The organism is Comamonas denitrificans, assembly GCF_017368815.1.
In the GTDB taxonomy this organism is placed as follows: Bacteria; Pseudomonadota; Gammaproteobacteria; order Burkholderiales; family Burkholderiaceae_C; genus Comamonas; species Comamonas denitrificans.
This window is the reverse complement of record NZ_JAFNME010000013.1, coordinates 55,372-79,250: the sequence shown is the minus strand read 5'-3', so window position 1 is coordinate 79,250 and position 23,879 is coordinate 55,372. Positions and strand designations below refer to the sequence as shown.

23 protein-coding genes, 1 tRNA gene and 2 pseudogenes are annotated in these 23,879 nt (G+C 60.1%); 23 read left to right on the top strand and 3 right to left on the bottom strand.

Annotated elements, in window-relative coordinates:
- Window positions 1-145 precede the first annotated feature (145 nt).
- The 21 genes from J1777_RS07665 (at window position 146) to J1777_RS07565 (ending at window position 20,674) form a co-directional block, all read left to right on the top strand.
- Window positions 146-955: an amino acid ABC transporter substrate-binding protein gene (locus J1777_RS07665; protein WP_207575170.1), complete on the top strand. Its 810-nt coding sequence runs from the start codon at window positions 146-148 to the stop codon at window positions 953-955.
- Between the two features lie 127 nt (window positions 956-1,082).
- Complete coding sequence (locus J1777_RS07660) at window positions 1,083-1,736, top strand: amino acid ABC transporter permease (protein ID WP_207575169.1); 654 nt, start codon at window positions 1,083-1,085, stop codon at window positions 1,734-1,736.
- 25 nt (window positions 1,737-1,761) lie between these two features.
- The gene (locus J1777_RS07655) at window positions 1,762-2,514 is read left to right on the top strand and encodes an amino acid ABC transporter ATP-binding protein (RefSeq protein WP_207575172.1); all 753 of its coding nucleotides are present in this window, start codon (window positions 1,762-1,764) and stop codon (window positions 2,512-2,514) included.
- Window positions 2,515-2,531: 17 nt separating this feature from the next.
- The gene (locus J1777_RS07650; RefSeq protein WP_207575168.1) at window positions 2,532-3,338 is read left to right on the top strand and encodes an ABC transporter ATP-binding protein; all 807 of its coding nucleotides are present in this window, start codon (window positions 2,532-2,534) and stop codon (window positions 3,336-3,338) included.
- A complete protein-coding gene (gene mlaE / locus J1777_RS07645; RefSeq protein WP_207575167.1) occupies window positions 3,335-4,111 on the top strand; it encodes a lipid asymmetry maintenance ABC transporter permease subunit MlaE in 777 nt (258 codons plus the stop codon). The genes J1777_RS07650 and mlaE overlap by 4 nt, the downstream gene beginning before the upstream one ends.
- A gap of 23 nt (window positions 4,112-4,134) precedes the next feature.
- Window positions 4,135-4,605 (top strand): outer membrane lipid asymmetry maintenance protein MlaD, encoded by a 471-nt coding sequence (gene mlaD, locus J1777_RS07640; RefSeq protein WP_207575166.1) that lies wholly within the window; start codon window positions 4,135-4,137, stop codon window positions 4,603-4,605.
- Between the two features lie 30 nt (window positions 4,606-4,635).
- Complete coding sequence (locus J1777_RS07635; RefSeq protein WP_207575165.1) at window positions 4,636-5,379, top strand: MlaA family lipoprotein; 744 nt, start codon at window positions 4,636-4,638, stop codon at window positions 5,377-5,379.
- A gap of 17 nt (window positions 5,380-5,396) precedes the next feature.
- Window positions 5,397-6,035 carry an MlaC/ttg2D family ABC transporter substrate-binding protein gene (locus J1777_RS07630; RefSeq protein ID WP_207575164.1) on the top strand — a complete coding sequence of 213 codons (639 nt, stop codon included), beginning with the start codon at window positions 5,397-5,399 and terminating at the stop codon, window positions 6,033-6,035.
- A gap of 25 nt (window positions 6,036-6,060) precedes the next feature.
- Window positions 6,061-6,378 carry an STAS domain-containing protein gene (locus J1777_RS07625; RefSeq protein WP_207575163.1) on the top strand — a complete coding sequence of 106 codons (318 nt, stop codon included), beginning with the start codon at window positions 6,061-6,063 and terminating at the stop codon, window positions 6,376-6,378.
- A 70-nt stretch (window positions 6,379-6,448) separates the two neighbouring features.
- Window positions 6,449-7,381: an ABC transporter ATP-binding protein gene (locus tag J1777_RS07620; RefSeq protein ID WP_207575162.1), complete on the top strand. Its 933-nt coding sequence runs from the start codon at window positions 6,449-6,451 to the stop codon at window positions 7,379-7,381.
- The gene (locus J1777_RS07615) at window positions 7,378-8,169 is read left to right on the top strand and encodes an ABC transporter permease (protein WP_207575161.1); all 792 of its coding nucleotides are present in this window, start codon (window positions 7,378-7,380) and stop codon (window positions 8,167-8,169) included. Before J1777_RS07620 ends, J1777_RS07615 begins: the two co-directional genes overlap by 4 nt.
- 36 nt (window positions 8,170-8,205) lie before the next feature.
- Window positions 8,206-8,448: a BolA family protein gene (locus J1777_RS07610; protein ID WP_207575160.1), complete on the top strand. Its 243-nt coding sequence runs from the start codon at window positions 8,206-8,208 to the stop codon at window positions 8,446-8,448.
- Between the two features lie 96 nt (window positions 8,449-8,544).
- Entirely contained in the window at window positions 8,545-9,813 is a 1,269-nt protein-coding gene (murA, locus tag J1777_RS07605; RefSeq protein WP_207575159.1) for a UDP-N-acetylglucosamine 1-carboxyvinyltransferase, read from the top strand.
- A gap of 60 nt (window positions 9,814-9,873) precedes the next feature.
- Window positions 9,874-10,518, top strand: coding sequence for an ATP phosphoribosyltransferase (gene hisG / locus J1777_RS07600; RefSeq protein WP_207575158.1), 645 nt, complete (start codon window positions 9,874-9,876; stop codon window positions 10,516-10,518).
- Window positions 10,519-10,551: 33 nt separating this feature from the next.
- On the top strand, window positions 10,552-11,871 hold the full coding sequence (gene hisD, locus J1777_RS07595) for a histidinol dehydrogenase (RefSeq protein ID WP_207575157.1): 1,320 nt from the start codon (window positions 10,552-10,554) through the stop codon (window positions 11,869-11,871).
- Between the two features lie 468 nt (window positions 11,872-12,339).
- Window positions 12,340-13,653, top strand: a complete 1,314-nt coding sequence (tig, locus tag J1777_RS07590) for a trigger factor (protein WP_207575156.1) — start codon at window positions 12,340-12,342, stop codon at window positions 13,651-13,653.
- 105 nt (window positions 13,654-13,758) lie between these two features.
- A complete protein-coding gene (gene clpP, locus J1777_RS07585) occupies window positions 13,759-14,367 on the top strand; it encodes an ATP-dependent Clp endopeptidase proteolytic subunit ClpP (protein WP_278253509.1) in 609 nt (202 codons plus the stop codon).
- A 99-nt stretch (window positions 14,368-14,466) separates the two neighbouring features.
- Complete coding sequence (gene clpX, locus J1777_RS07580) at window positions 14,467-15,732, top strand: ATP-dependent Clp protease ATP-binding subunit ClpX (RefSeq protein ID WP_207575155.1); 1,266 nt, start codon at window positions 14,467-14,469, stop codon at window positions 15,730-15,732.
- A gap of 151 nt (window positions 15,733-15,883) precedes the next feature.
- Window positions 15,884-18,322 carry an endopeptidase La gene (lon, locus tag J1777_RS07575; RefSeq protein WP_207575154.1) on the top strand — a complete coding sequence of 813 codons (2,439 nt, stop codon included), beginning with the start codon at window positions 15,884-15,886 and terminating at the stop codon, window positions 18,320-18,322.
- 106 nt (window positions 18,323-18,428) lie between these two features.
- Window positions 18,429-18,504: transfer RNA gene (locus tag J1777_RS07570), tRNA-Gly, on the top strand.
- 226 nt (window positions 18,505-18,730) lie between these two features.
- Window positions 18,731-20,674 (top strand): tyrosine-type recombinase/integrase, encoded by a 1,944-nt coding sequence (locus J1777_RS07565; protein WP_012614046.1) that lies wholly within the window; start codon window positions 18,731-18,733, stop codon window positions 20,672-20,674.
- Between the two features lie 66 nt (window positions 20,675-20,740).
- On the opposite strand, the gene J1777_RS07560 is transcribed toward J1777_RS07565, so the two are convergent.
- Entirely contained in the window at window positions 20,741-21,382 is a 642-nt protein-coding gene (locus J1777_RS07560; protein WP_012614047.1) for a substrate-binding domain-containing protein, read from the bottom strand.
- 89 nt (window positions 21,383-21,471) lie between these two features.
- On the opposite strand from J1777_RS07560, the gene J1777_RS07555 reads away from it, so the two are divergent.
- A complete protein-coding gene (locus tag J1777_RS07555) occupies window positions 21,472-21,780 on the top strand; it encodes a helix-turn-helix domain-containing protein (RefSeq protein ID WP_021205759.1) in 309 nt (102 codons plus the stop codon).
- Between the two features lie 26 nt (window positions 21,781-21,806).
- Here J1777_RS07555 and J1777_RS07550 read toward each other — a convergent pair whose 3' ends face one another.
- Window positions 21,807-22,700, bottom strand: a complete 894-nt coding sequence (locus J1777_RS07550; protein ID WP_012614048.1) for a LysR family transcriptional regulator — start codon at window positions 22,698-22,700, stop codon at window positions 21,807-21,809.
- Window positions 22,701-23,020: 320 nt separating this feature from the next.
- Window positions 23,021-23,590: pseudogene (locus J1777_RS07545) on the bottom strand (4-hydroxyphenylpyruvate dioxygenase family protein); the annotation flags it as partial.
- Here J1777_RS07545 and J1777_RS07540 point away from each other — a divergent pair.
- Window positions 23,586-23,834, top strand: a pseudogene (locus tag J1777_RS07540) (Lrp/AsnC ligand binding domain-containing protein); the annotation flags it as partial. The pseudogenes J1777_RS07545 and J1777_RS07540 overlap by 5 nt on opposite strands.
- Window positions 23,835-23,879: the final 45 nt, after the last annotated feature.

Sequence of the window (23,879 nt, the reverse complement as noted above, 5' to 3'; positions counted from 1 at the left end):
GGTTCAAAGGGGGCGGCAGCGGTCATAGTCAATGGGCAAGAGAGGCGTATTGTGCCGCCGCTGCCCGTGGCGGAGCAGGGTTTCCCGGCACAATTGCGGATTACGCTTTTGAATTGCCTTTTTTATTACCCAGGAGATTGTCCCCATGCAAAAACGCACCCTTCTTGCCTCGGTCGCTTTGGCCGCTTTGTTGGCCGCTTGCGGTAAAACCGAACCTGCGGCCAGCACAGCCCCGGCCGCGGCGCCCGCCCCCGCCCCGGCTGCGGTGGTGAAACTGGTGGTAGGACTGGACGATAACTTCCCGCCCATGGGTTTTCGCGACGAGAAAAACGAGCTGGTCGGCTTTGACATCGACATGGCCCGTGAGGCCGCCAAGCGCGCGGGCCTGGAAGTGGAATTCAAGCCCATCGACTGGAGCGCCAAAGAGGCCGAACTGTCGGGCAAGCGCGTTGATGCCCTGTGGAATGGTCTGACCATCACCGAAGAGCGCAAGCAAAACATTGCCTTTACCGCGCCCTACATGGAAAACCACCAAATCATCGTGGTGCCGGCCAATTCTGAAATCAAAACCAAGGCCGATCTGGCGGGCAAAGTGGTGGGCGCCCAAGAAGGCTCCAGCGCGGTGGATGCCATCAAGAAAGAAGAAGCTGTTTTCAATTCGTTCAAAGAGCTCAAAACCTTTGGCGACAACGTGGCGGCCCTGATGGACCTGACCACCGGCCGCTTGGAGGCCGTGGTGGTCGATGAAGTGGTCGGCCGCTACTACGTGGCCAAAAAGCCCGAGCTGTACGCCGTGCTGGACGAGAACTTTGGCACCGAAGAGTACGGTGTGGGCCTGCGCAAGGAAGATACTGAGCTGTTGGCCAAAATCGACGGGGCCATGAACGCCATGAAGCAAGATGGCACGGCCGCCAAAATTGCCCAGCAGTGGTTTGGCAAAGACATCATCAAGTAAGGCACGCCCCAGGGTTTTCCCCGCCGCGTTGTAGAATCTGCGGCTACGCCCCTACAGCCGGCAAGGCTTGGCCTTGTCGGCTTTTTCTTTGCCCGCGCCGATCATTCTGGGGCGAGCCAAGACCTTTATGGAATATGTAATTTCTTTGCTGGGCCCCATGTGGAGTGGGGCGCAGGTCACGCTCAAGCTGTTTGTGATCACCATGGCGCTGTCCATCCCGCTGGGGTTGGTGCTGGCCTTGGTGCGCATCTCGCGCCTGCGCAGTTTGAGCGCTGCGGTGGGGGCCTACATCTGGCTGATGCGTGGCACGCCGCTGATGCTGCAGCTGCTGTTTATCTACTTTGCCCTGCCGTTTGTGCCGGTGATTGGCGTGCGCTTGCCCGATTTTCCGTCGGCCGTGGTGGCGTTTGCGCTCAATTACGCGGCGTACTTTGCCGAGATTTTCCGCGCCGGGATCCAGTCGATTGACCGGGGGCAGTATGAGGGGGCCAAGGTGCTGGGCCTGACCTATGGCCAGACCATGCGCCGCATCATCCTGCCGCAAATGTGGACGCGCATTTTGCCGCCCGTGAGCAACGAGACGATCACCCTGGTCAAAGACACCAGCTTGATTTATGTGCTGGCCTTGAACGACCTGCTGCGCGTGGCCCGTGGCATGGTGCAGCGCGACTTTACCTTCACGCCCTTCATTGTGGCGGGCTGTTTCTACCTGGGGATGACCTTGATTCTGACCTGGGTCTTCCAATACCTGGAGCGCCGCCATGCCCGCTTTGACGCTTGACACCCCACACGCCGCCCCCGAGGTCATGATCAGCGCTCAGCAGATTCACAAAAGCTTTGGCGCGACCAATGTGCTGCGCGGCATCTCGCTGCAGCTGCAGCGCGGCGAGGTGGTGGCCATCATTGGCCCCTCTGGCTCGGGCAAAAGCACCTTTCTGCGTTGTTTGAACCATCTGGAAACAATTGATAGCGGCACCATCACGGTCGAAGGCGATGTGCTGGTACAAAACGATGCCAATGGCCGTGCAGCGTACGCAAGCGACTCTCAAATTCGGAGCATTGGCCGCAAAATGGGCATGGTGTTCCAGTCGTTCAACCTGTTTCCGCATTTGACCGTGCTGGAAAACATCATCGAAGCGCCCATGCTGGTGAAGAAAATGGCCCGCGCCGCCATCGTGCCCCAGGCTGAGCAGCTGCTGCAAAAAGTGGGCCTGTTGGACAAGCGCGATGCCTACCCCAACCGCCTCTCGGGCGGGCAAAAACAGCGCGTGGCCATTGCCCGGGCGCTGGCCATGGGGCCGGATATTTTGCTGTTTGACGAGCCGACCTCGGCCCTGGACCCCGAGCTGACCGGCGAAGTGCTGCGCACCATGCGCGAACTGGCGCAGGAGCACATGACCATGCTGGTGGTCACCCACGAAATGGGCTTTGCCCGTGATGTGGCCAACCGGGTGATCTTCATGGACAAGGGCGAAATTGTCGAAGAAGCCCCGGCGAAAGAATTTTTTAGCGCCCCTAAGCAAGAGCGCACCAAAGCCTTTTTGTGCAACACCTTGTAGAGAAGGGTGAACACAGGATGTCCGACGCATTGAATTTGGTTGAGCTGCACAACGTGACCTTTGGCTATGGCGAGCGGGTGGTGCTGCGCGACCTGTCGCTGACCGTGCCCCGGGGCAAGGTGACGGCGCTGATGGGCGCTTCAGGCGGCGGCAAAACCACCGTGCTGCGCCTGATTGGCGGGCAAAACCGGGCGCAGCAGGGCCAGGTGCTGTTCGATGGGCAGGACGTGGGCCAGATGGACACGGCCGCGCTGTACACCATGCGCCGGCGCATGGGCATGCTGTTTCAGTTTGGGGCGCTGTTTACCGACATGGATGTGTTCGACAACGTGGCGTTTCCCTTGCGCGAGCATACCGATTTGCCCGAGGCATTGATCCGCGACATCGTGCTGATGAAGCTGCACGCCGTTGGCTTGCGTGGGGCCCGCGCGCTGCAGCCCAGCGAAGTCTCGGGCGGCATGGCACGGCGCGTGGCCTTGGCGCGGGCCATTGCCCTGGACCCGGAGCTCATCATGTACGACGAGCCGTTTGCCGGGCTGGATCCGATTTCTTTGGGCACGGCGGCCCGCTTGATTCGCACCCTGAACGATGCCCTGGGGCTGACCAGCATCGTGGTGTCGCACGACCTGGAAGAAACCTTTCGCGTGGCCGACCAGGTGATTATTTTGGGTGCGGGCGGTGTCGCCGCCCAGGGCACGCCAGCCGAGGTGATGGCCAACCCCGATCCGCTGGTGCAGCAATTTGTCCATGCCCAGCCCATCGGGCCGGTACCGTTTCACTACCCCGCGCCCAGTTTGGCGCAGGATTTTGGGGGGCAGCCATGAACTTCTTGGCACGGCTGGGCCACAGCACCCGGGCGCAACTGGCCGCCCTGGGGCAGGCCACGCGTTTGTTCGGACAATTGCTGGGGCTGCTGCCCGCCACCTTGGCGCGGTTTCGGCTGGTGGGCGAGCAAATCCATTTTTTAGGCAACTACTCGTTGGCCATCATTGGTGTCTCGGGGCTGTTTGTGGGGTTTGTGCTGGGCTTGCAGGGCTACTACACCTTGCAGCGCTATGGCTCGGCCGAGGCGCTGGGCTTGCTGGTGGCGCTATCGCTGCTGCGCGAGCTGGGGCCGGTGGTCACGGCCTTGCTGTTTGCCGGCCGCGCCGGTACGGCTTTGACCGCCGAAATCGGTTTAATGAAGGCCGGTGAACAGCTGGCTGCGATGGAAATGATGGCCGTCAGCCCCGTGCGCCGCATTCTGGCCCCGCGCTTTTGGGCCGGGGTCATCACCATGCCGCTGCTGGCCGCCGTGTTCAGCGCTGTGGGCGTGATCGGCGGCTGGGTTGTGGGCGTGCTGTTGATTGGCGTGGATGGCGGCGCGTTCTGGGGGCAGATGCAAGGCGGCGTGGATTGGTGGTACGACCTGGCCAATGGGGTGCTCAAAAGCCTGGTGTTTGGCTTTGCGGTCAGTTTTATTGCGCTGTACCAAGGCTACACCGCCAAGCCCACGCCCGAGGGCGTGTCCCGCGCGACGACGCGCACCGTGGTGGTGGCCTCGCTGGCAGTGTTGGGGCTGGACTTTTTGCTCACCGCGTCCATGTTCAGTATTTAAAGAAAATAGCTCAAGAGGTATCCATGCCAAGTTCAAAAAATGATGTTTGGGTCGGCTTGTTTGTGTTGATCGGCGGCTTGGCCCTGGCCTTTTTGGCGCTGCAGTCGGCCAATTTGCTGAGTTTGAGCTTTCAGCCCACCTACCAGGTGACGGCCCGCTTTGACAATATCGGTGGGCTCAAGCCCAAGGCGGCCGTCAAAAGCGCCGGGGTGGTGGTGGGCCGGGTCGAGGACATCACCTTTGACGACCAAACCTTCCAGGCCACGGTGCATTTGTCCATGGAAAAGCGCTATGCCTTTCCGAAAGACAGCTCATTAAAAATCCTAACCAGCGGATTATTGGGCGACCAGTATGTGGGGATTGAGGCCGGGGCCGATGAGCACAACCTGGCCCAGGGTGATCGCATTGTGGCCACGCAGTCGGCGGTAGTGTTGGAAAATCTGATTGGCCAATTTCTTTATGGCAAGGCGCAAGAAGGCGGCACAACCGAATAAGCCCAGGCGTTCCGTACCAAGGTGACTTTTATGTTGAAAAAAATAATTTCGTTTGTCCGGCTGAAAACGGCCCCTGCCTGCGTGATAGGGGCCTGCGTGGTCTTGGCCGGTTGTGCGGCGGTGCCCGAGGGCCAGGCCCGCCATCCCCAAGACCCGTGGGAGGGCTACAACCGCTCGATGATGGCGTTTAACGATACGGTTGATGATGCGGTGTTCAAACCCGTGGCGACGGCCTATAAAACCGTCACACCCCAGCCGATGCGCACCGGAGTGACCAACTTTTTCGGCAACGTCGGTGACCTGTGGTCAATGGTGAACTACGTGCTGCAAGGCCGGGGCGAGCAGGCCTACAACCACATGGTGCGCTTTACCACCAACACCGTGTTTGGCCTGGGTGGGGTGTTGGACATTGCCACCGAAGCACAAATTGCCCGTGAAAAGCAAGACTTTGGCTTGACCCTGGCGCACTGGGGGATGAAGCCTGGGCCCTACCTGGTGCTGCCTTTCTTTGGCCCATCGACTGTGCGCGATACCGTGGCCTTGCCCGTGGATTGGCGCGGCTATGTCCTGGATGACATCTACCCCGTCTCTGTGCGCAACAGCTTGGCCGCGCTGCGCTGGACCGACAAACGGGCCAATGTGCTCGATGCCTCGGACACGCTGGATGCCGTTGCCCTGGACCGTTACAGCTTGGTGCGTGATTTTTACCTGCAGCGGCGCGACCCCCGGGCGCAGGATGAAAACGCTGGCCAAGTGGAAGACTTTGACAATTAAGCAAGAAGAAAATATTTATGCAACGAAGGACTCTGATCACCCTGCTGGCCGCTTTGACCGGGGGCGCAGTTTTGCCCACGTGGGCCCAAACGGGGAGCAAGGATGAAGCGCCCGATGCGCTGATCAAGCGCTTATCCACCGATTTGCTGGAGCTGGTTAAAAAAGACCCAGCGCTGAAAAAAGGCGACCTGGCCCGCATCTCCGAGGTGGTCGATCGCGAAGTCATCCCCTACGTGAACTTTCGCAAAATGACCTCGGCGGCGGTTGGCCCGCAATGGCGCCAAGCCAGTGAAGCCCAGCGCGAGCAGCTGCAGCAGGCCTTCAAGGGCATGCTGATTCGCACCTATGCCGGGGCGCTGGCCCAGGTGAGCGACCAAAAAGTGGTGGTTAAGCCGCTGCGGGCCGCGCCGGGCGATACCGATGTGCTGGTGCGCACCGAAGTGCGCGGCAAGGGCGAGCCCGTGGCGCTGGACTTTCGGCTGGAGAAAAAGCCTGGCGAGGGCTGGAAAATCTACAACCTCAACGTATTGGGCATCTGGATGGTGGAGACCTACCGCACCCAGTTCGCGCAAGAGTTGAACCAGGGCGGGATTGACGGCTTGATTCAGGCCCTGTCGTCCCGCAGCTTTGATGCCACCGCTGCCGCCAAACCCTAAGCCCGCGCAGGCGTACACGGCCCCCATGACCACGGTGGATTTACCCCCCCAGTTGGATGCCAGCGTTGCCAAGGCGCAGCTGGCCGCACTGTGCCGCGCCTTGGATGCCTTGCCCAGGGGCAGTGTGTGCCGCTTGAACGCGGCCGGGGTGCAGCGCTTTGACTCCGCCGGTTTGGCGCTGCTGCTGGCCTGCCGCCGCCATGCCCAGGCCCATGGAAAAACCTTGCACGTGGTGCAGTGGCCGGCCAAGCTGCAGTCCTTGGCCCAGGTGTATGGGGTGTTGGAGTGGCTCAGCACCCCCCAAGACAAGTCCGTCGCTCACGCCGCTGCCAGCGCGGTTTGACATTCCCCCTTGCGGCCATTGCTGCGCTGCAGCATCTGCAAACAGGGTCCGCCGTAGAATTGCGCCCTCTATGACCGCTGTTTCTTTTCAATCCATCTCCAAGACCTACACCACCCCTCGGGGCGATTTCCATGCGCTGCAAGATGTCAGCCTGGACATTGAAGTGGGTGAATTTTTTGGCCTGCTCGGCCCCAATGGGGCGGGTAAAACCACGCTGATCAGCATCTTGGCGGGCCTGGCGCGTGCCAGCAGTGGCCGCGTCTCGGTGCTGGGGCACGATGTGCACAGCGACTTTGCCGCCGCCCGCCAGCGCCTGGGCATCGTGCCGCAGGAGCTGGTGTTTGACCCGTTTTTCAATGTGCGCGAAACCTTGCAGCTGCAATCGGGCTACTTTGGCCTGAAGCACAACAACGCCTGGATCGACGAGCTGCTAGAAAGCCTGGGCCTGGCCGACAAGGCCACGGCCAATATGCGCCAGCTCTCGGGCGGCATGAAGCGGCGCGTGATGGTGGCCCAAGCCTTGGTCCACAAGCCGCCGGTGATCGTGCTGGACGAGCCCACCGCCGGGGTCGATGTGGAGCTGCGCCAAACGCTGTGGCAGTTTGTCGCCCAGCTCAACAAGCAGGGCCACACCGTGCTGCTGACCACGCACTACCTGGAAGAGGCCGAGGCGCTGTGCAGTCGCGTGGCCATGCTCAAGCGCGGCAAGATCGTCACCCTCTCGCGCATGGACGATCTGCTCAAATCGGCCTCCAGCACCGTGTTGCAGTTCAAAACCGATGATGCTTTGCCAGAAACGATCGCTGCCCGCGCCCGTGTGACGGGACGTATCGTGCAAATTCCGGCCCACGATGCGACCGATGTCGAGCAGCTGCTGGCCACCCTGCGCCAAGGCGGCGTGCACCCGCAAGAGGTGGAAATCCGCCGTGCGGACTTGGAAGATGTCTTCCTCCACGTCATGCAGCAACAACAGCAACAACAAGTGTCAGGAGTTCGCCCATGACCCCGCCCGTGAATACCGCCTCGCTGTCGGCCAGCGCCGGCTGGCGCACCTTGCTGCACAAAGAAGTGCAGCGGTTTTGGAAAGTCGCGTTCCAAACCATTGCCGCGCCGGTGCTCACCGCCGTGCTCTACCTGCTGGTGTTTGGCCACGTGCTCGAAGGGCGCGTGCTGGTGTACGACCGCCTGAGCTACACCGCCTTTCTCATCCCCGGCTTGGTGATGATGAGCATGTTGCAAAACGCCTTTGCCAACAGCGCCTCCAGCCTGGTGCAAAGCAAAATCATGGGCTCGCTGGTGTTTTTGCTGCTCACCCCGCTATCGCACTGGGCCTGGTTTGGCGCTTACGTGGGGGCGGCCATCTTGCGCGGGCTGCTGGTGGGCTGCGGGGTGTTTATCGTCACCTTGTTTTACGCCACACCTGAATTTGCCGCGCCGCTGTGGATTGGGGTGTTCGCCCTGCTGGGCTGCGCCATGATGGGCACGCTGGGCCTGATTGCCGGGCTGTGGGCCGACAAGTTTGACCAAATGGCCACCTTTCAAAACTTTTTGATCATGCCCATGACGTTCTTGTCCGGCGTGTTCTATTCCATCCATTCGCTGCCTGCGTTTTGGCAGCAGGTGAGCCACTTCAACCCGTTTTTCTACATGATTGACGGTTTTCGCTACGGCTTTTTCGGCCAAAGCGATGTCTCGCCGTGGCTCAGCTTGGCCATTGCCGGGAGCGCGTGGCTGCTGGTCAGCGCGTTGGCCTTGCAGTTATTGCGCACGGGATACAAAATTCGTAGCTAGAGTCGCTTATTTATAAACATTTATTAGAGGTTTTACATGAATTCTGAAGATATCCAAGCGCTAATTGCTGCAAACTTGCAGTGCGAACACGTGGCCGTCGAGGGCGATGGCCGCCATTGGTTTGCCGTGATTGTCTCCAGCACCTTCGAGGGGCAAAACCGCGTGCAGCGCCAGCGGGCCATCAACGCCATCGTGAATGACAAAATCGCCTCGGGCGAACTGCACGCCTTGTCGATGAAAACCCTCACCCCGGCCGAGTGGGCCCAGCAGCAGGCCTAAGAACATGAATACGTTCTAAAAGAACGCTGAAATCCATAAACTAATAGCTGCTATCGCTTACTGGTTAAGGGCTAGCAGTCTTTTTATCTCTTAAAAATGGACAAACTCCTCATCCGTGGTGGGCAAAGCCTGCAGGGCGAAGTCTTGATCTCTGGCGCCAAAAACGCCGCCTTGCCGCAAATGTGTGCCACCTTGCTCACCGCGCAGCCGCTGCACCTGGTGAACGTGCCGCGCTTGCACGACGTGGCCACCATGCGCCGCCTGCTCGACCACATGGGCGTGGCCACCGAAACCCACGGCGAGCGCGGCGGCATGAGCTTTACCGCCCCCGATACGCTGAACCCCGAAGCGCCGTATGAGCTGGTGAAAACCATGCGCGCCTCGGTGCTGGTGCTGGGGCCGCTGCTGGCCCGCTTTGGCCGCGCCAAGGTGTCGCTGCCCGGCGGCTGCGCCATTGGCTCGCGCCCGGTCGATCAGCACATCAAAGGCCTGCAGGCCATGGGTGCGGAAATCACCGTCGATCACGGCTACATGCTGGCCAGCTTGCCGCTGGGGCAAAAGCGCCTGCGCGGGGCGCACATCAGCACCGACATGGTGACGGTGACCGGCACCGAAAATTTCCTCATGGCCGCCTGCCTGGCCGAAGGGCGCACGGTGCTGGAAAACGCCGCCATGGAGCCCGAAATCACCGATCTGGCGGAAATGCTCATCCGCATGGGCGCAAAAATCACTGGCCATGGCACCAGCCGCATCGTCATCGACGGGGTGGAGCAACTGCACGGCTGCGAACACCAGGTGGTGGCCGACCGCATTGAGGCGGGCACCTTTTTGTGCGCCGTGGCCGCCACGGGGGGCGAGGCCTTTTTGCGCAATGCCCGCGCCGACCACTTGGGGGCCGTGATCGACAAGCTGCAAGAGGCCGGGGCCCAGGTGCTGGCCGAGGAGGGCGGCGTGCGCATTCGCAGCGAAGGCCCCCTGAAGGCGCAAAGCTTTCGCACCACCGAATACCCCGGTTTTCCCACCGACATGCAAGCGCAGTTCATGGCGCTCAATTTGGTGGCCGAAGGCCCCAGCACGGTGACGGAAACGATTTTTGAAAACCGCTTCATGCACGTCAATGAAATGCGCCGCCTGGGGGCGCAAATCAGCACCGACGGGCGCGTGGCCAGCGTCACCGGCGGGCAGCGCCTGACGGGGGCCACCGTCATGGCCACCGACCTGCGGGCCTCGGCCAGCTTGGTGATTGCCGCCTTGGTGGCCAAGGGCGAAACCACCGTCGAGCGCATCTACCACCTTGACCGGGGCTACGACCGCATGGAAGACAAGCTGCGCGCCCTGGGGGCAGACATCAAGCGCCTTGCCTGATGCCCCTTTGCCCTGTGCCCTGTGCATTTCCCTTCACCCGCTAATCAGATTGCTGCCCCTATGAGCATCACCATCGCCCTGTCCAAGGGCCGCATTTACGAAGAAACCCTGCCGCTGCTGGCCGCCGCCGGTATCACCGTGGCCGAAGACCCGGAAAAATCGCGCAAGCTGATTTTCCCCACCAACCAGCCCGATGTGCGCGTGGTGCTGGTGCGCGCCTCGGACGTGCCGGTGTACGTGCAATACGGCGGGGCGGACTTGGGGGTGTCGGGCCTGGATTCGCTCATCGAACACGGTGGCCAAGGCCTGTATCAGCCGCTGGACTTGCAGATTGCCCAATGCCGCGTCAGCGTGGCGGTGCGTGCCGACTTTGATTACGAAGCGGCGGTGCAGCAAGGTGGCCGGCTGAAAATCGCCACCAAATACACCACCATCGCGCGCGAGTTCTTCGCCCAAAAAGGCGTACACGTCGATATGGTCAAGCTCTACGGCAGCATGGAGCTGGCCCCGCTGACCGGCATGGCGGATGCCATCGTCGATCTGGTCTCGACGGGTAGCACCTTAAAGGCCAACAACTTGGTCGAAGTCGAGCGCATCATGGACATCAGCTCGCGCCTGGTCGTCAATCAGGCCGCGCTCAAACTCAAGCAGCAACGCCTGCGCCCCATCATTGATGCCTTTGCCGGGGCCATTGGCAAAGACTAAGCCCGCGCAGCCTCCATCCCGCCAGGAAGAATCATGAATTTAGTAGCTACTCCCGCCCACCTATCAACGGTTTCAAGTACTTTTGAGCAAGATTTTTCGCAGCGTCTGCACTGGTCGATGGAGCAAGACGCAGCCATTGAAGAGCGCGTGGCCGCCATCCTGGCCGATGTGCAGCAGCGCGGCGATGCCGCCGTGCTGGAGTACACCGCCCGCTTTGATGGCCTGAATGCGCCCGATTTGGCGGCGCTGGAGCTGACCCAGGCCGAACTCCAAGCCGCCTTTGACAGCCTGCCCGAGGGGCAAAAAACCGCCCTCACCGAAGCGGCCGCCCGCGTGCGCAGCTACCACGAAGCGCAAAAGCAAGCCACCGGCCAAAGCTGGAGCTACCGCGATGCGGACGGCACCCTGCTGGGCCAAAAAGTCACCCCGCTGGACCGCGTGGGCATCTACGTGCCCGGCGGCAAAGCCGCCTACCCCAGCAGCGTGCTCATGAACGCCATCCCCGCCCAGGTGGCCGGAGTGGCAGAAATCATCATGGTTGTGCCCACCCCCAAAGGCGAGAAAAACCCGCTGGTGCTGGCCGCTGCCTACATCGCTGGCGTGACGCGCGGCTTCACCATTGGCGGAGCCCAGGCCGTGGCCGCGCTGGCCTACGGTACCGCCACCGTGCCCAAGGTGGACAAAATCACCGGCCCCGGCAATGCCTACGTGGCCAGCGCCAAAAAGCGCGTGTTTGGGCATGTGGGCATCGACATGATTGCCGGCCCGTCTGAAATTTTGGTGCTGGCCGACGGCACCACCCCCGCTGAATGGGTGGCCATGGATTTGTTCAGCCAGGCCGAGCACGACGAGCTGGCCCAATCCATCCTGCTGTGCCCCGATGCCGACTACATCGCCGCCGTACAGCGCGCAATCGACCGCCTGCTGCCCGAAATGCCCCGCGCGGCCATCATCGCCAAATCGCTCAGCGACCGTGGGGCCTTGATCCACACGCGCAGCATGGAAGAGGCCTGCGCCATCTCTAACCGCATCGCCCCCGAGCACCTGGAGGTCAGCAGCCGCGACCCGCACCGCTGGGAGCCGCTCTTAAAACACGCCGGGGCCATCTTTTTGGGGGCCTACACCAGCGAGAGCCTGGGCGACTACTGCGCCGGCCCCAACCACGTCCTTCCCACCAGCGGCACGGCGCGTTTTAGCTCCCCGCTGGGCGTGTACGACTTCCAAAAACGCAGCAGCCTCATCGAAGTGAGCGAGCAAGGGGCCCAAACCCTGGGCCGCATCGCCAGCGTGCTGGCCCACGGCGAGGGTCTGCAAGGGCACGCGTGGGCGGCAGAAATGCGCTTGAAGGGCTAAGAACGTGTTCACAATCTCCTCGCGGGTGTGCAGTCGCGGCCTCGGGCGGTCTGCGGCGTTGCAAATCCTCGCCATAGCTAGCGCTATGTCTGTGGTTTGCGCCTTGCAGCCCATCCCGATCCGCATCCCGCACCCCTTCGCGCGCAGATCGTGAACACGTTCTTAGCGCAGGCGCGTTGGCCGCACCCGCACCCGCCCCCGCCCCGCGCACGCCATGGCCGTGCGCGATGGTGGTCATTCTTGGCGGCGCTGCTTTTTGCAGGACTCAAAAGGATATAATTTGCAGTTCAATTGAGTGGTGTGGCCGTTTTGCGGCCCGCGAATTTTGCGCGATTGTCTTGCAACGTGTTGATGTTTCGCGACATTCGCTGCGCGCTCCCGCGCACCATATAAAGACTTTGTTGATGCCGGTGCAGGCCACAGCCTGCAGCCGGCATGGTTTTATTCCTCCCAGATTTAGGAACCACCATGGCCGTAACTGTTGAAACCCTGGAAAAGCTGGAACGCAAAATCACGCTGAGCGTGCCGTTGCAGAGCATCCAAGCTGAAGTCGATGCCCGTCTGAAAAAAGTGGCCCGCACTGTGAAGATGGACGGTTTCCGTCCTGGCAAAGTGCCCATGAACGTGGTCGCCCAGCGCTACGGCTACTCGGTGCAATACGAAGTGCTGAACGACAAAGTCAGCGAAGCCTTTGCCCAGGCCGTCCAAGAGGCTGGCCTGCGCGTGGCCGGTCAGCCGCGCATTGCCGAAAAAGAAGGCGCTGCAACCGAAGGCCAGGCCGAGTTTGAAGCAATTTTTGAAGTGTTCCCCGAAGTCAAGCTGGGCGATTTGGCCGCTGCCGAGGTGGAAAAGCTGACTGCCGAAGTGGACGATGCTGCGATTGACAAGACGCTGGACATCCTGCGCAAGCAACGCCGCACATTTGCCCAACGCGCCGCAGACGAAGCCGCTGTCGATGGCGACCGCGTCACGGTTGATTTTGAAGGCAAGATTGACGGCGAACCCTTTGCCGGTGGCAAAGCCGATGACTTCCAATTCCTGGTGGGCGAAGGCCAGATGCTCAAGGAGTTTGAAGATGCCGTGCGCGGCATGAAAGTGGGCGAGTCCAAGACCTTCCCCTTGGCCTTCCCTGAGGATTACCACGGCAAAGACGTGGCCGGCAAAACCGCTGACTTTTTGGTGACGGTCAAAAAAATCGAAGCCGCCAACCTGCCCGAAGTGGACGAAGCCTTGGTCAAGTCCTTGGGCATTGAGGCCGGTACCGTCGAAGCTTTGCGTGCCGATATCTGCAAAAATCTGGAGCGCGAAGTGAAATTCCGCCTGCAAGCACGCAACAAACAAGCCGTGATGGATGCCCTGGTGTCGGTGGCGGAGCTGGACCTGCCCAACGCCGTGGTGCAGTCCGAAGTGCAGCGCCTGCTCGAAGGTGCGCGTGCCGACCTGAAACAGCGCGGCATCAAGGATGCAGAAACTGCAGAAATCCCCCACGACATTTTCTTGCCCCAGGCCGAGCGCCGGGTGCGTTTGGGCTTGGTGGTCGCTGAGCTGGTGAAAGCCAACAATCTGGAAGCCACCCCCGAGCAGCTCAAAACCCACGTGGATGAACTGGCCGCCTCGTACGAAAAGCCCGAAGAAGTGGTGCGTTGGTATTTTGGCAACCGCCAGCGTTTGGCCGATGTCGAGGCCATCGTCATCGAAAACAACGTGACCGAGTTTGTGCTGGGTAAAGCCAAAGTGGCCGACAAGCAAGTCTCTTTTGAGGAACTGATGGGCCAAGCCTAAAGCGTGGTCTTGGCTTTGTACCAAGCGGTTTCCGTCTAAATTTGGGGGCTTGTGCTTTGCGGCACAGCCCCCATTTCATTTATTAGCAAAAAATTTGGAGTAGCTATGAACGCATTGGATACGCAGGGTTTGGGCATGATTCCCATGGTGATCGAACAGTCGGGCCGTGGTGAGCGCTCCTACGATATTTATTCGCGTTTGCTCAAAGAGCGGGTCATTTTTCTGGTGGGCCCGGTCAATGACCAAACTGCCAACTTGGTGGTGGCCCAGCTGCTGTTCCTGGAAAGCGAAAATCCTGAAAAAGATATTTCCTTCTACATCAATAGCCCCGGCGGCTCGGTGAGCGCCGGGATGGCCATTTTTGACACCATGAATTTCATCAAGCCCGATGTCTCCACGCTGTGCTGCGGCATGGCTGCCAGCATGGGGGCCTTTTTGCTGGCGGCGGGTGCCAAAGGCAAGCGCTTTGCCCTGCCCAATTCGCAGGTGATGATTCACCAGCCTCTGGGCGGTACCCAAGGCCAGGCGACCGAGATTGAAATCCACGCCCGCGAAATTTTGAAAACCCGCGAGCGTTTGAATACGATCTTGGCCGAGCGCACCGGCCAGTCGCTGGAAAAAATCCAGCACGATACCGAGCGCGATTACTTCCTCTCGGCCCTGGAGGCCAAGGAGTACGGCCTGGTGGATCAGGTGCTTGACAAGCGTCCGTAAATACTGATAGGCACAACTGCGGCGTTGTCCCTAAGGGGAAGCGCCGCTTTTTCTATTGCTATCATTCTTCCCTTTTGAGTTTTAAGGCATCGAAGACCTATGGCCGAGAAAAAAGGCTCCTCTAATGAGAAAAATTTGTATTGCTCCTTTTGCGGCAAGAGCCAGCATGAGGTGAAAAAGTTGGTCTCTGGCCCATCGGTTTTCATTTGTGATGAATGCATTGCGCAGTGCAACGACATCATCCATGAGCAAGCCCCCTTGCTGGGCGGGCATGATGGCGAGAAGGCCGGGCTGCCAACACCGGCACAGATTAAAGACAACCTGGACAACTACGTGATTGGCCAGGAGCAAGCCAAGCGCACTTTGGCGGTGGCGGTGTACAACCACTACAAACGCCTCAATCACCAACAAGCGGCGGACAAAGACGAGGTCGAGCTGGCCAAAAGCAATATCTTGCTGATTGGCCCGACCGGCTCGGGCAAGACGCTGCTGGCGCAAACCTTGGCACGCCAGCTCGATGTGCCCTTTGTGATGGCCGATGCCACCACCCTGACCGAAGCCGGTTACGTGGGCGAGGATGTCGAGAACATCATCAGCAAGCTGCTGCAAAGTTGTGAATACAACATTGAGCGGGCCCAGCGCGGGATTATTTACATCGACGAGATCGACAAAATCTCGCGCAAATCGGACAACCCCAGCATCACGCGCGATGTCTCTGGCGAGGGTGTGCAGCAGGCCTTGCTCAAGCTGATTGAGGGCACGATGGCCAGCATTCCGCCCCAAGGTGGGCGCAAGCACCCCAACCAAGATTTTTTGCAGGTGGACACCACGAATATTTTGTTTATTTGTGGCGGCGCTTTCCAGGGCTTGGAAAAAGTCATCGAAGGGCGTACCGAGGCCTCGGGGATTGGCTTTGGCGCGGCCGTGCGCAGCAAGCAAAACCGCTCGCTCTCCGAGGCTTTCCAAGAAATTGAGCCGGAAGACCTGATCAAATTTGGCTTGATTCCTGAGCTGGTCGGGCGTTTGCCCGTGGTCACGGCCTTGGCGGAACTGGAAGAGTCGGCCTTGGTGAAAATTTTGACCGAGCCGAAAAATGCCTTGATCAAGCAATACAGCAAGCTGTTAGCGATGGAGGGCGTTGAATTAGAGGTGCGTCCTGCCGCCCTTATGGCCATCGCTAAAAAGGCTCTAGCTCGCAAAACAGGAGCACGGGGGCTGCGCTCGATTCTGGAGCAGTCCTTGCTCAGCGTCATGTTTGATTTGCCCACCATGGACAACGTGGCCAAGGTGGTGGTGGAAGAAGCCACCATTACCGAGGGCAAAGCACCGCTGTTGGTCTACCACGAGGTGGCCAAGCAGGCTTAATAGGCTTTCAAATAGGCTTTGGTTTACCAAGCCTGGAGCAGGTCAGGCCACGAGGGGGCCACCGCTCATGGGCTGCTGGGTTAGTCTGGCGGCCTCTCTCAATTAGTCACTGCTGCAGCCCATGCTTGCGGCGGTTGGATGGAGGATTTTCATGTCTCAAACCGATACGGGCTCTGCGGGCAGCCTGAACATCCCTTTACTGCCCTTGCGCGATGTGGTGGTCTTCCCCCACATGGTGATCCCGCTGTTTGTCGGGCGGGCCAAAAGCATCAAGGCCCTGGAGTTGGCCATGGAGGCCGATCGCCGCATCTTGTTGGTGGCACAAAAAACGGCTGCCAAAGATGAGCCGGAAATTGCCGACCTGTTCGACATTGGCTGTCTGGCCACGATTTTGCAAATGCTCAAACTGCCCGATGGCACCGTCAAAGTGCTGGTTGAAGGCCAGCAGCGGGCCGTGCTGACCGAGGTGGTGGAGCAAGAAGAGTGCTTTCAGGCCCACTGCCAAGTGATTGAAGTGCTGGCAGATAAAAAGATGGCCAGCGAAGTCGAAGCCCTGCGCCGCGCGGTGACGCAACTGTTTGACCAGTATGTGAAGCTGAACAAAAAGATTCCTTCAGAAATTTTGACTTCCATTGCCAGCATCGACGATGCCGGGCGGTTGGCCGACACGATTACCGCCCACCTGCCGTTCAAGCTGGAGCACAAGCAGGCCGTTTTGGGGCTGGCCGATGTGCGCGAGCGCTTGGAAAATCTGCTGCACCAAATTGAGCGCGAGGTGGAAATCCTCAACGTGGATAAAAAAATCCGGGGCCGGGTCAAGCGCCAAATTGAGAAAAATCAGCGTGATTTTTATTTGAATGAGCAGGTCAAGGCCATTCAAAAAGAGCTGGGGGAGGGCGAAGACGGGGCCGACCTGGAAGAGCTTGAGAAAAAAATCGTTGCGGCCAAAATGTCCGCCGAAGCGCGCAAGAAAGCCGAAAGTGAGCTGAAAAAACTCAAGCTCATGTCCCCCATGTCCGCCGAAGCGGCAGTGGTGCGCAACTACATTGACGTGTTGATTGGCCTGCCTTGGAGCAAAAAAACCAAGGTGAAAAAAGACTTGGCCGTGGCAGAAGAGGTGCTCAACGCCGACCACTTTGGCCTGGAGCGGGTGAAAGACCGCATCTTGGAATACCTTGCCGTGCAGCAGCGCGTGGACAAGGTGAAAGCCCCCATCTTGTGCCTGGTCGGGCCACCGGGGGTGGGTAAAACCTCGCTGGGGCAGTCCATTGCCAAAGCCACGGGGCGCAAATACGTGCGCATGGCCTTGGGCGGTGTGCGTGATGAGGCCGAAATTCGCGGCCACCGCCGTACCTACATCGGCGCCATGCCGGGCAAAGTGCTGCAAAGCCTGGAGAAAGTTGGCACGCGCAATCCTTTGTTTTTGCTCGATGAAATTGACAAGCTGGGCATGGATTTTCGGGGCGACCCGTCCAGCGCTTTGCTGGAAGTGCTCGATCCAGAGCAAAACCACACCTTCTCGGACCACTACGTGGAGGTCGATTTTGATTTGAGCGATGTGATGTTTGTCGCTACGTCGAACTCACTCAATATTCCTTCGGCGCTGCTCGATCGCATGGAGGTCATTCGCCTTGCGGGCTACACCGAAGACGAAAAAATCAACATCGCCAAACGCTATTTGCTGCCCAAGCAAATGGAAAACAATGGGGTGAAAGAGGCTGAGCTGGCTGTGCAAGACGATGCCATCCGTGACATCGTGCGCTACTACACCCGCGAGGCTGGGGTGCGTGCGCTGGAGCGCGAACTGTCCAAAATCTGCCGCAAAGTGGTCAAAGGTTTGCAGCTGAACAAGCTCAAACCCAAGGTGACAGTCACAGCGGCCAATCTGAACGACTACCTGGGCGTGCAGAAATTTACCTTTGGCCACGCGGAAAAAGAAAACCACGTGGGCCAAGTGGTGGGCTTGGCCTGGACCGAAGTCGGGGGTGATTTGCTCACCATCGAAGCGGCCACCATGCCGGGCAAGGGCACCATTTTGCGCACCGGTTCACTGGGCGATGTGATGAAGGAATCGGTGGAAGCGGCCCGCACCGTGGTGCGCAGCCGCGCCCATTCGCTGGGCATTGCCGACAGCGTCTTTGAAAAGAAAGACATTCACATTCACGTGCCCGATGGCGCTACCCCCAAAGACGGGCCCAGTGCGGGCGCGGCCATGGCGACGGCGTTTGTCTCAGCGCTGACCGGCATCCCTGTGCGTGCTGATGTGGCCATGACCGGAGAGATCACCTTGCGTGGTGAGGTTACCGCCATTGGTGGCTTAAAAGAAAAGCTCTTGGCTGCTTTGCGGGGCGGGATTAAAACCGTGCTCATTCCGCAAGAGAACGTCAAGGACTTGCAAGACATTCCAGACAATGTGAAACAAGGTTTGGAAATTACCCCGGTGCGTTGGATCGATGAGGTATTAAAGATTGCACTAGAGCATTTGCCAGCGCCGATTACTGTTGATGAATTGCCTAAAGTACCTGTATCTGAAGCGGTTGCAGCTACTGAAAAAGTAGCGGCTAAAAAGCCTCGGGCAGTCAAACACTAAAAAATTTGCAAAAAATGGCAGCGTGAAGGTGAAGTCATAAAATTTTCACGCTACAATTTAGCCATGCTGAGTTTTCAGATGTACAATCACAAACTTCAGTAAATAAGCGGGAATAGCTCAGTTGGTAGAGCGCAACCTTGCCAAGGTTGAGGTCGACGGTTCGAGACCGTTTTCCCGCTCCAGATAGTGATCTACAGACTTCTACTGACGTCTGTAAGTCGTTGAAAAGAGGGGCTTTGGCCCCTTTTTTCATTCCAGCGAGCGCCACGGAAATCCACCCACAGCTACCGTTTTTGAGTGACCAATTGAGGCACAAGAATACGGTTGGGACGGCTACCGGATAGTTGCTGGGGCTGAGCGGGAACCATGACGAGCATTAGGCCTAAGTCATAACTTAGGAGCCTCGAAATGGCACTCTCTGATCTGACAGTCCGGCAGGCAAGAACCACCGGCAAGCGCTACACCCTCTCCGATAACGACTGCCTGGGCCTGATGGTCTCTGCCGCAGGCGGCAAGTCGTGGATCTTCCGATACTACTGGCTGGGCAAGCAAAAGCGCATGTCCCTGGGTGGCTATCCCGCCCTCAGTCTGCGCGAGGCCCGCGCCGAGCGGGACAAGGCTCAGGTTCTGCTCGCCAAGGGCATTGATCCCCAAATCGAACGCGACCAGCGCCGGCACGCGGCCAAGCTGGCGGGCGAATACACCTTCAAGAACGTCTTCGATGCTTGGGTCGAGCATCGCCGCAAGGAACTCAAGGAAGGCCGTCAGAGCACGCTTTCGCAGATCCTGCGCATCTTCAACAAGGACGTGCTGCCTACCCTGGGGAAGATGTCGATCTACGACATTCGACGGCCCCAGCTCGTGGGCGTCGTGGCGGCGATCGAGAAACGCAAGGCGTTCACCACCGCCGAGAAGGTCCGCACCTGGTTCAACCAGATGTTCCGCTATGCCCTGGTCATCGCCGAAGGGCTGGAAGTCAATCCGGCCGCGGACCTGGACGTGGTGGCCGAGCCCAAGCCCCCGGTGGCCCACAACCCCTATCTGCACCTGCCCGAGCTGCCCGAGTTCCTTCAGAAGCTCCGGCGCTACAACCCCCGGGGCTGGCAGACCCAGCTTGGCGTCCGGCTGCTGTTCCTGACGGGGGTGCGCACGGGCGAGTTGCGCCTGGCCGAGCCTGAGCAATTCGACCTCGACCGCGGCTTGTGGATCATCCCGCCGCAGGTCGTCAAGCAACTCCAGGACGAAATGCGCAAGGCCGGCAAGCGGCCGCAGGACGTGCCGCCCTACATCGTGCCCCTGTCCCTGCAGGCCATCGAGATCGTGCGCTATCTCCTGGGCGTGATGCGTCCAGCGCAGAAGTACCTGCTGTCGCATCGCAGCGAACTCAAGAAGCGCATCAGCGAGAACACCCTCAACAAGGCCGTGCAGCTCATGGGCTACGAGGGGCGCCTGACCGGCCACGGCATCCGCGGCACCATCTCGACCGCGCTCAACGAGATCGGATACCCGAAGATTTGGGTGGACGCTCAGCTTTCGCACTCCGACCCCAACAAGGTGAGTTCGGCCTACAACCACGCCAAGTACGTGGAGCCTCGGCGTCGCATGATGCAGGACTGGGCAGACCGTCTTGACCTGCTCGAACAGGGTGAAGTCGAAGCCGCGAGCGCGCATCTGACCATCCGTATCGACGGGGTGCCGGCAATGGCGGAAGTGGAGGAAGTGGTGGGCGCGGTCTCCACGACTGCTGAGCCTGTTGTCCCCGGCGTGCCGCCCGTGGTGGCCACGCCTATCGTCGTGACCCCCAACAGCGGCGGAATCATGTTCCAGCGGCTGTCGCAGGTGCCGCCGCCTCCGGTGCATGCCCCGGAGCCGGAAGTCTCCGCGATCCAGCGCGAGCGCGAGGAAATGCTGGCCATCTACGAGTCGCCGAACAATCTGCCGGTCCCGCTGTTCGGCAAGCTGGCCGGGAAGTCCAAGGACCAGATCAACCGCGAGCTGAAGGCGGGCAAGCTGCTGTCGATCAGCCTGGGCAACCGGGGGCAGCGGGTTCCCGACTGGCAACTGGTGCCGCTCAAGCACAAGCTGGCCCAAGTGCTCATGAACCAATGCCCGCACGCCGATTCGTGGGACCTGTACCGCATGCTGACCCAGCCTCACCCCGACCTGGGTGATCGTGCGGCCATTGATGCGGTCACGCCAACGAACGTGCCCGCAATCATCCGGGTTCTCATGGGCGACTACCAGCACCATGCGGATGTGCCCGAGGCCGTTGCCCCGCGGCCCATCCCCGAGGACGTGCGGCAGAGCGTCCGCCGACTGGTGGACAGCGCAGCGGTGCTTGAAGGGGTCTAGTCCGGTCTAGTCCCATGCTGCAACCTATGGCCGGGATGAGACGGCTCCGGCCTATAGGAGTGCCTGCTACAGGGCGCCTGCCTCGGCGATCTGCAGCGCCCTGCGCTCGAAACGCTTGGCAGCAGAATCTGCTTGCGCGTGGGGCCGTTGGAGGTACGTCACGATCTCATAGGGGCCATCGGCGAGCGGTCGCATGCTTACCCCCCATTGATGGGCACGCTCGATGCGCGATTGCGCGCATACGCCGATGCCGTAGCCGGCTGAAACCCACAGCGCCATCATCTCGAATGAAGTTGCAGGCAGGATGTTCTCTTGGTCCACTGGCATCAGGGAGGCCAACCTCTCGTCCAGCAAGGGACAAGCCTCCGCCTGCCAGCGATAGATTGGATAGTCCTGAAGATCGGAGATGGTGAGCTTCGCCTGATCAACCAAACGGAACCGCGGTGGTATCGCGACGGCCATGCTTTCGCACCACAGCCTCCGGCTACTCGTCAGGTGATCCCCCGCACTGCTAAGAGATAGCCCCGCGTCGTAGCGGCCCTCATGCAGGCCCGTTACCAGCTCTTGATCCGAAACTTCACGCACGGCGATCGCGACACCCGGCTCGTGCGCTCGCTGCAGTGCAAGCAGCGCCGACAGCCGTGAAGACGGCACACCTGGCGCTATGGCGAGTGTGAAATTCGGGGACGGTCTGATGGCGTTGTGCATGGATGCCCCCAAGAGGCAACGGGATCGAAAAGAGCAGCCGACATCATACTCAAGAGATATCTTTAACGTGGTTAAAGATCAGTGATTCCATGACGCTTCTGCGAATGCAGAAGCGCACTATTCGGCCTGGACGGCCCGCCGGAGTAACCACCTATGAGTCCGCACCGGCGTTGGCGTTCGGGCAAGCGGTGCGAGCCGCTCGCCTGGCTCAGGGGATTGCTCAGGATGAGTTCGCGGGCTTGGCGGGGATCGCGCGCTCGCACATGGGCAAGATTGAGCGCGGCGAGCACATGCCGACACTCGCTCTCATTCTAAAAATTTCCCTGGCTCTCAAGATCAGCTCGGCCGAACTGATGACGGCCACGGAGCGCAACCTCTACCTTCAGGGCGATGCGTGACGCCGGATGTGGCGCAGGCGTCGTAGCTAATCGCTCTTTGGCGAACGCAAACGCTCGATGAAGCGCTCTACGGGTGCGGATAGTCCGCTACCGCCTTCGGGCCGAAGCAGGTAGGTGATGATGACGGCCGAATCGAGCGCCAACGGCCGGATCACCACGTCGGGACGTTGACACGCCGCGATTCGGGTCGCCGTTGCGAAGCCGATGCCGTAACCAGCTCCGACCAATGTGAGCATCATGTCCAGCGACGAGACATGCTCAACGATGGTGGACTCGCGCTCCAGGGGATGTAGCAGCCGGGTCAATTCGCGGCAGTAGCCCTCGCAAAGCTGCGGATCGCACATCACCAGCGGGTAACTCACGAGTTCACGTAGCGACACTTCCTTGTGGGCCAGCAACGGGTGCCGGATCGGCACGGTCACCACCAGCGGGTCCTGCCAGATGGGCTCCGTCACCAGTCCGTCGCCGACGTCCGCGGTGTGTGCGAAACCGATCGCGAAGTCGCCGGATCGCAGTCCCCGCAACTGTTCCGCCAGGGTGACCTCGGAGAGCCGTATTTCGATCTCCGGCTCCTCCTGGCGGCACAGGGCAAGAAGTGCAGACAGCCGCGGGTCGATGGCGCCATCGGAGATGGCGATGCGCACGCTGCCTCTTAGGCCTGCGGCGATCGCCCTGACGTTTTCTCGTGCCTGCTCCAGGTTGGTGAACAGCCTGCGAATGTCCTGAAGGAAGGTGGTGCCCGCTGGCGTCAACCGCGTTCCCCGCCGATCGCGGTCAAAGAGCAGCACCCCCAGTTCGTCTTCCAATTCCTTGATCGTGCGGGACAGCGGCGGCTGCTCGATGTGCAAGCGCTCCGCAGCACGGGTGAAATGCAGCTCTTCGGCGAGAGCCACGAAGCAGCGCAAATGACGAAGTTCCATGGGCACGTCCTTCAGCAATCCTGGTCATTGGGTTGGCCACGGCGCATTGCTGCCGAAGTGCGCTTAGAGGGGGCGACGTAGTGCTGGGTCCCTCTTCAGGGCGAGGAAAAAGGCCATCGGTGTATCTGAATAAGAATACATATGTTCATGTATTAACTCAAGTCAAGGGCGGTAGCAACTGTTTCGGAACGTGACGCCGAAGCCAACCCGCTCAATGCTTGAGCGGCTAAGGCAGTACTGACGCCAAAGTAGCGCGAGCCCACAGAGGGGCTCGCGAGATGTAGGACTGAAGGCGCTCTGCCTTCATGGAAAGGCCCAAATCAGGCCGGGTTGATTTCCAACGAGCCACGGTTGATCTGGTCGCGTTCCATCGACTCGAACAAGGCACCGAAGTTTCCTTCGCCGAAGCCCTCGCGGTAGTTGCCCTTGCGCTCGATGAACTCGAAGAACACCGGGCCAAGCAGCGGCTCGGAGAATATCTGCAGCAGCAGGCGGGGCTGGCCGCCTTCGGTCGTGCCGTCGAGCAGAATGCCGCGCGCCTGCAACTCGGGTACGGGCTGGCCATGGCCGGGCAGGCGCTTTTCCAAGTTTGCGTAATAGATGTCGTTGGGGGCGGTCAGCAGCGGGATACCGGCCATCTGCACGCGGTCGAGCGCATCGAGTAGGTTGTCGCACAGCAGGGCGATGTGCTGGATGCCCTCGCCGCTGAACTGCATCAAGAATTCCTCAATCTGGCCGCCGCCCTGGCGTGCTTCCTCGTTCAGCGGGATGCGGATCAGGCCGTCCGGCGCGCTCATCGCCTTGGAGGCTAGGCCGGTGTACTCGCCGTTGATGTCGAAGTAGCGGATCTCTTGGAAGTTGAAGAACTTCGTGTAGAAGTCGGCCCAGTACTCCGACTCGCACAAGCGCAATCCCATGGACGTGTTCCGCGCGTCTGTCCAGAACTGGCCAGAGGTTGTGGAGTGCCATGCGCTGACCGGCGACATGGACTATCTGCTGCGGGTGGTCGTCATGGACATGGCTCACTACTCCCGCTTCGTGCTCGACACGCTGCTCAAGCACCCCAGCGTGCAGGACTGCAAGACCAGCTTCGTGCTGGATCGCGTAAAGAGCACCACGGCCTTGCCCCTATGAGCATTCGGCCGGTTGGTGTGGCGGGGATGCAAATAGCGATTGACC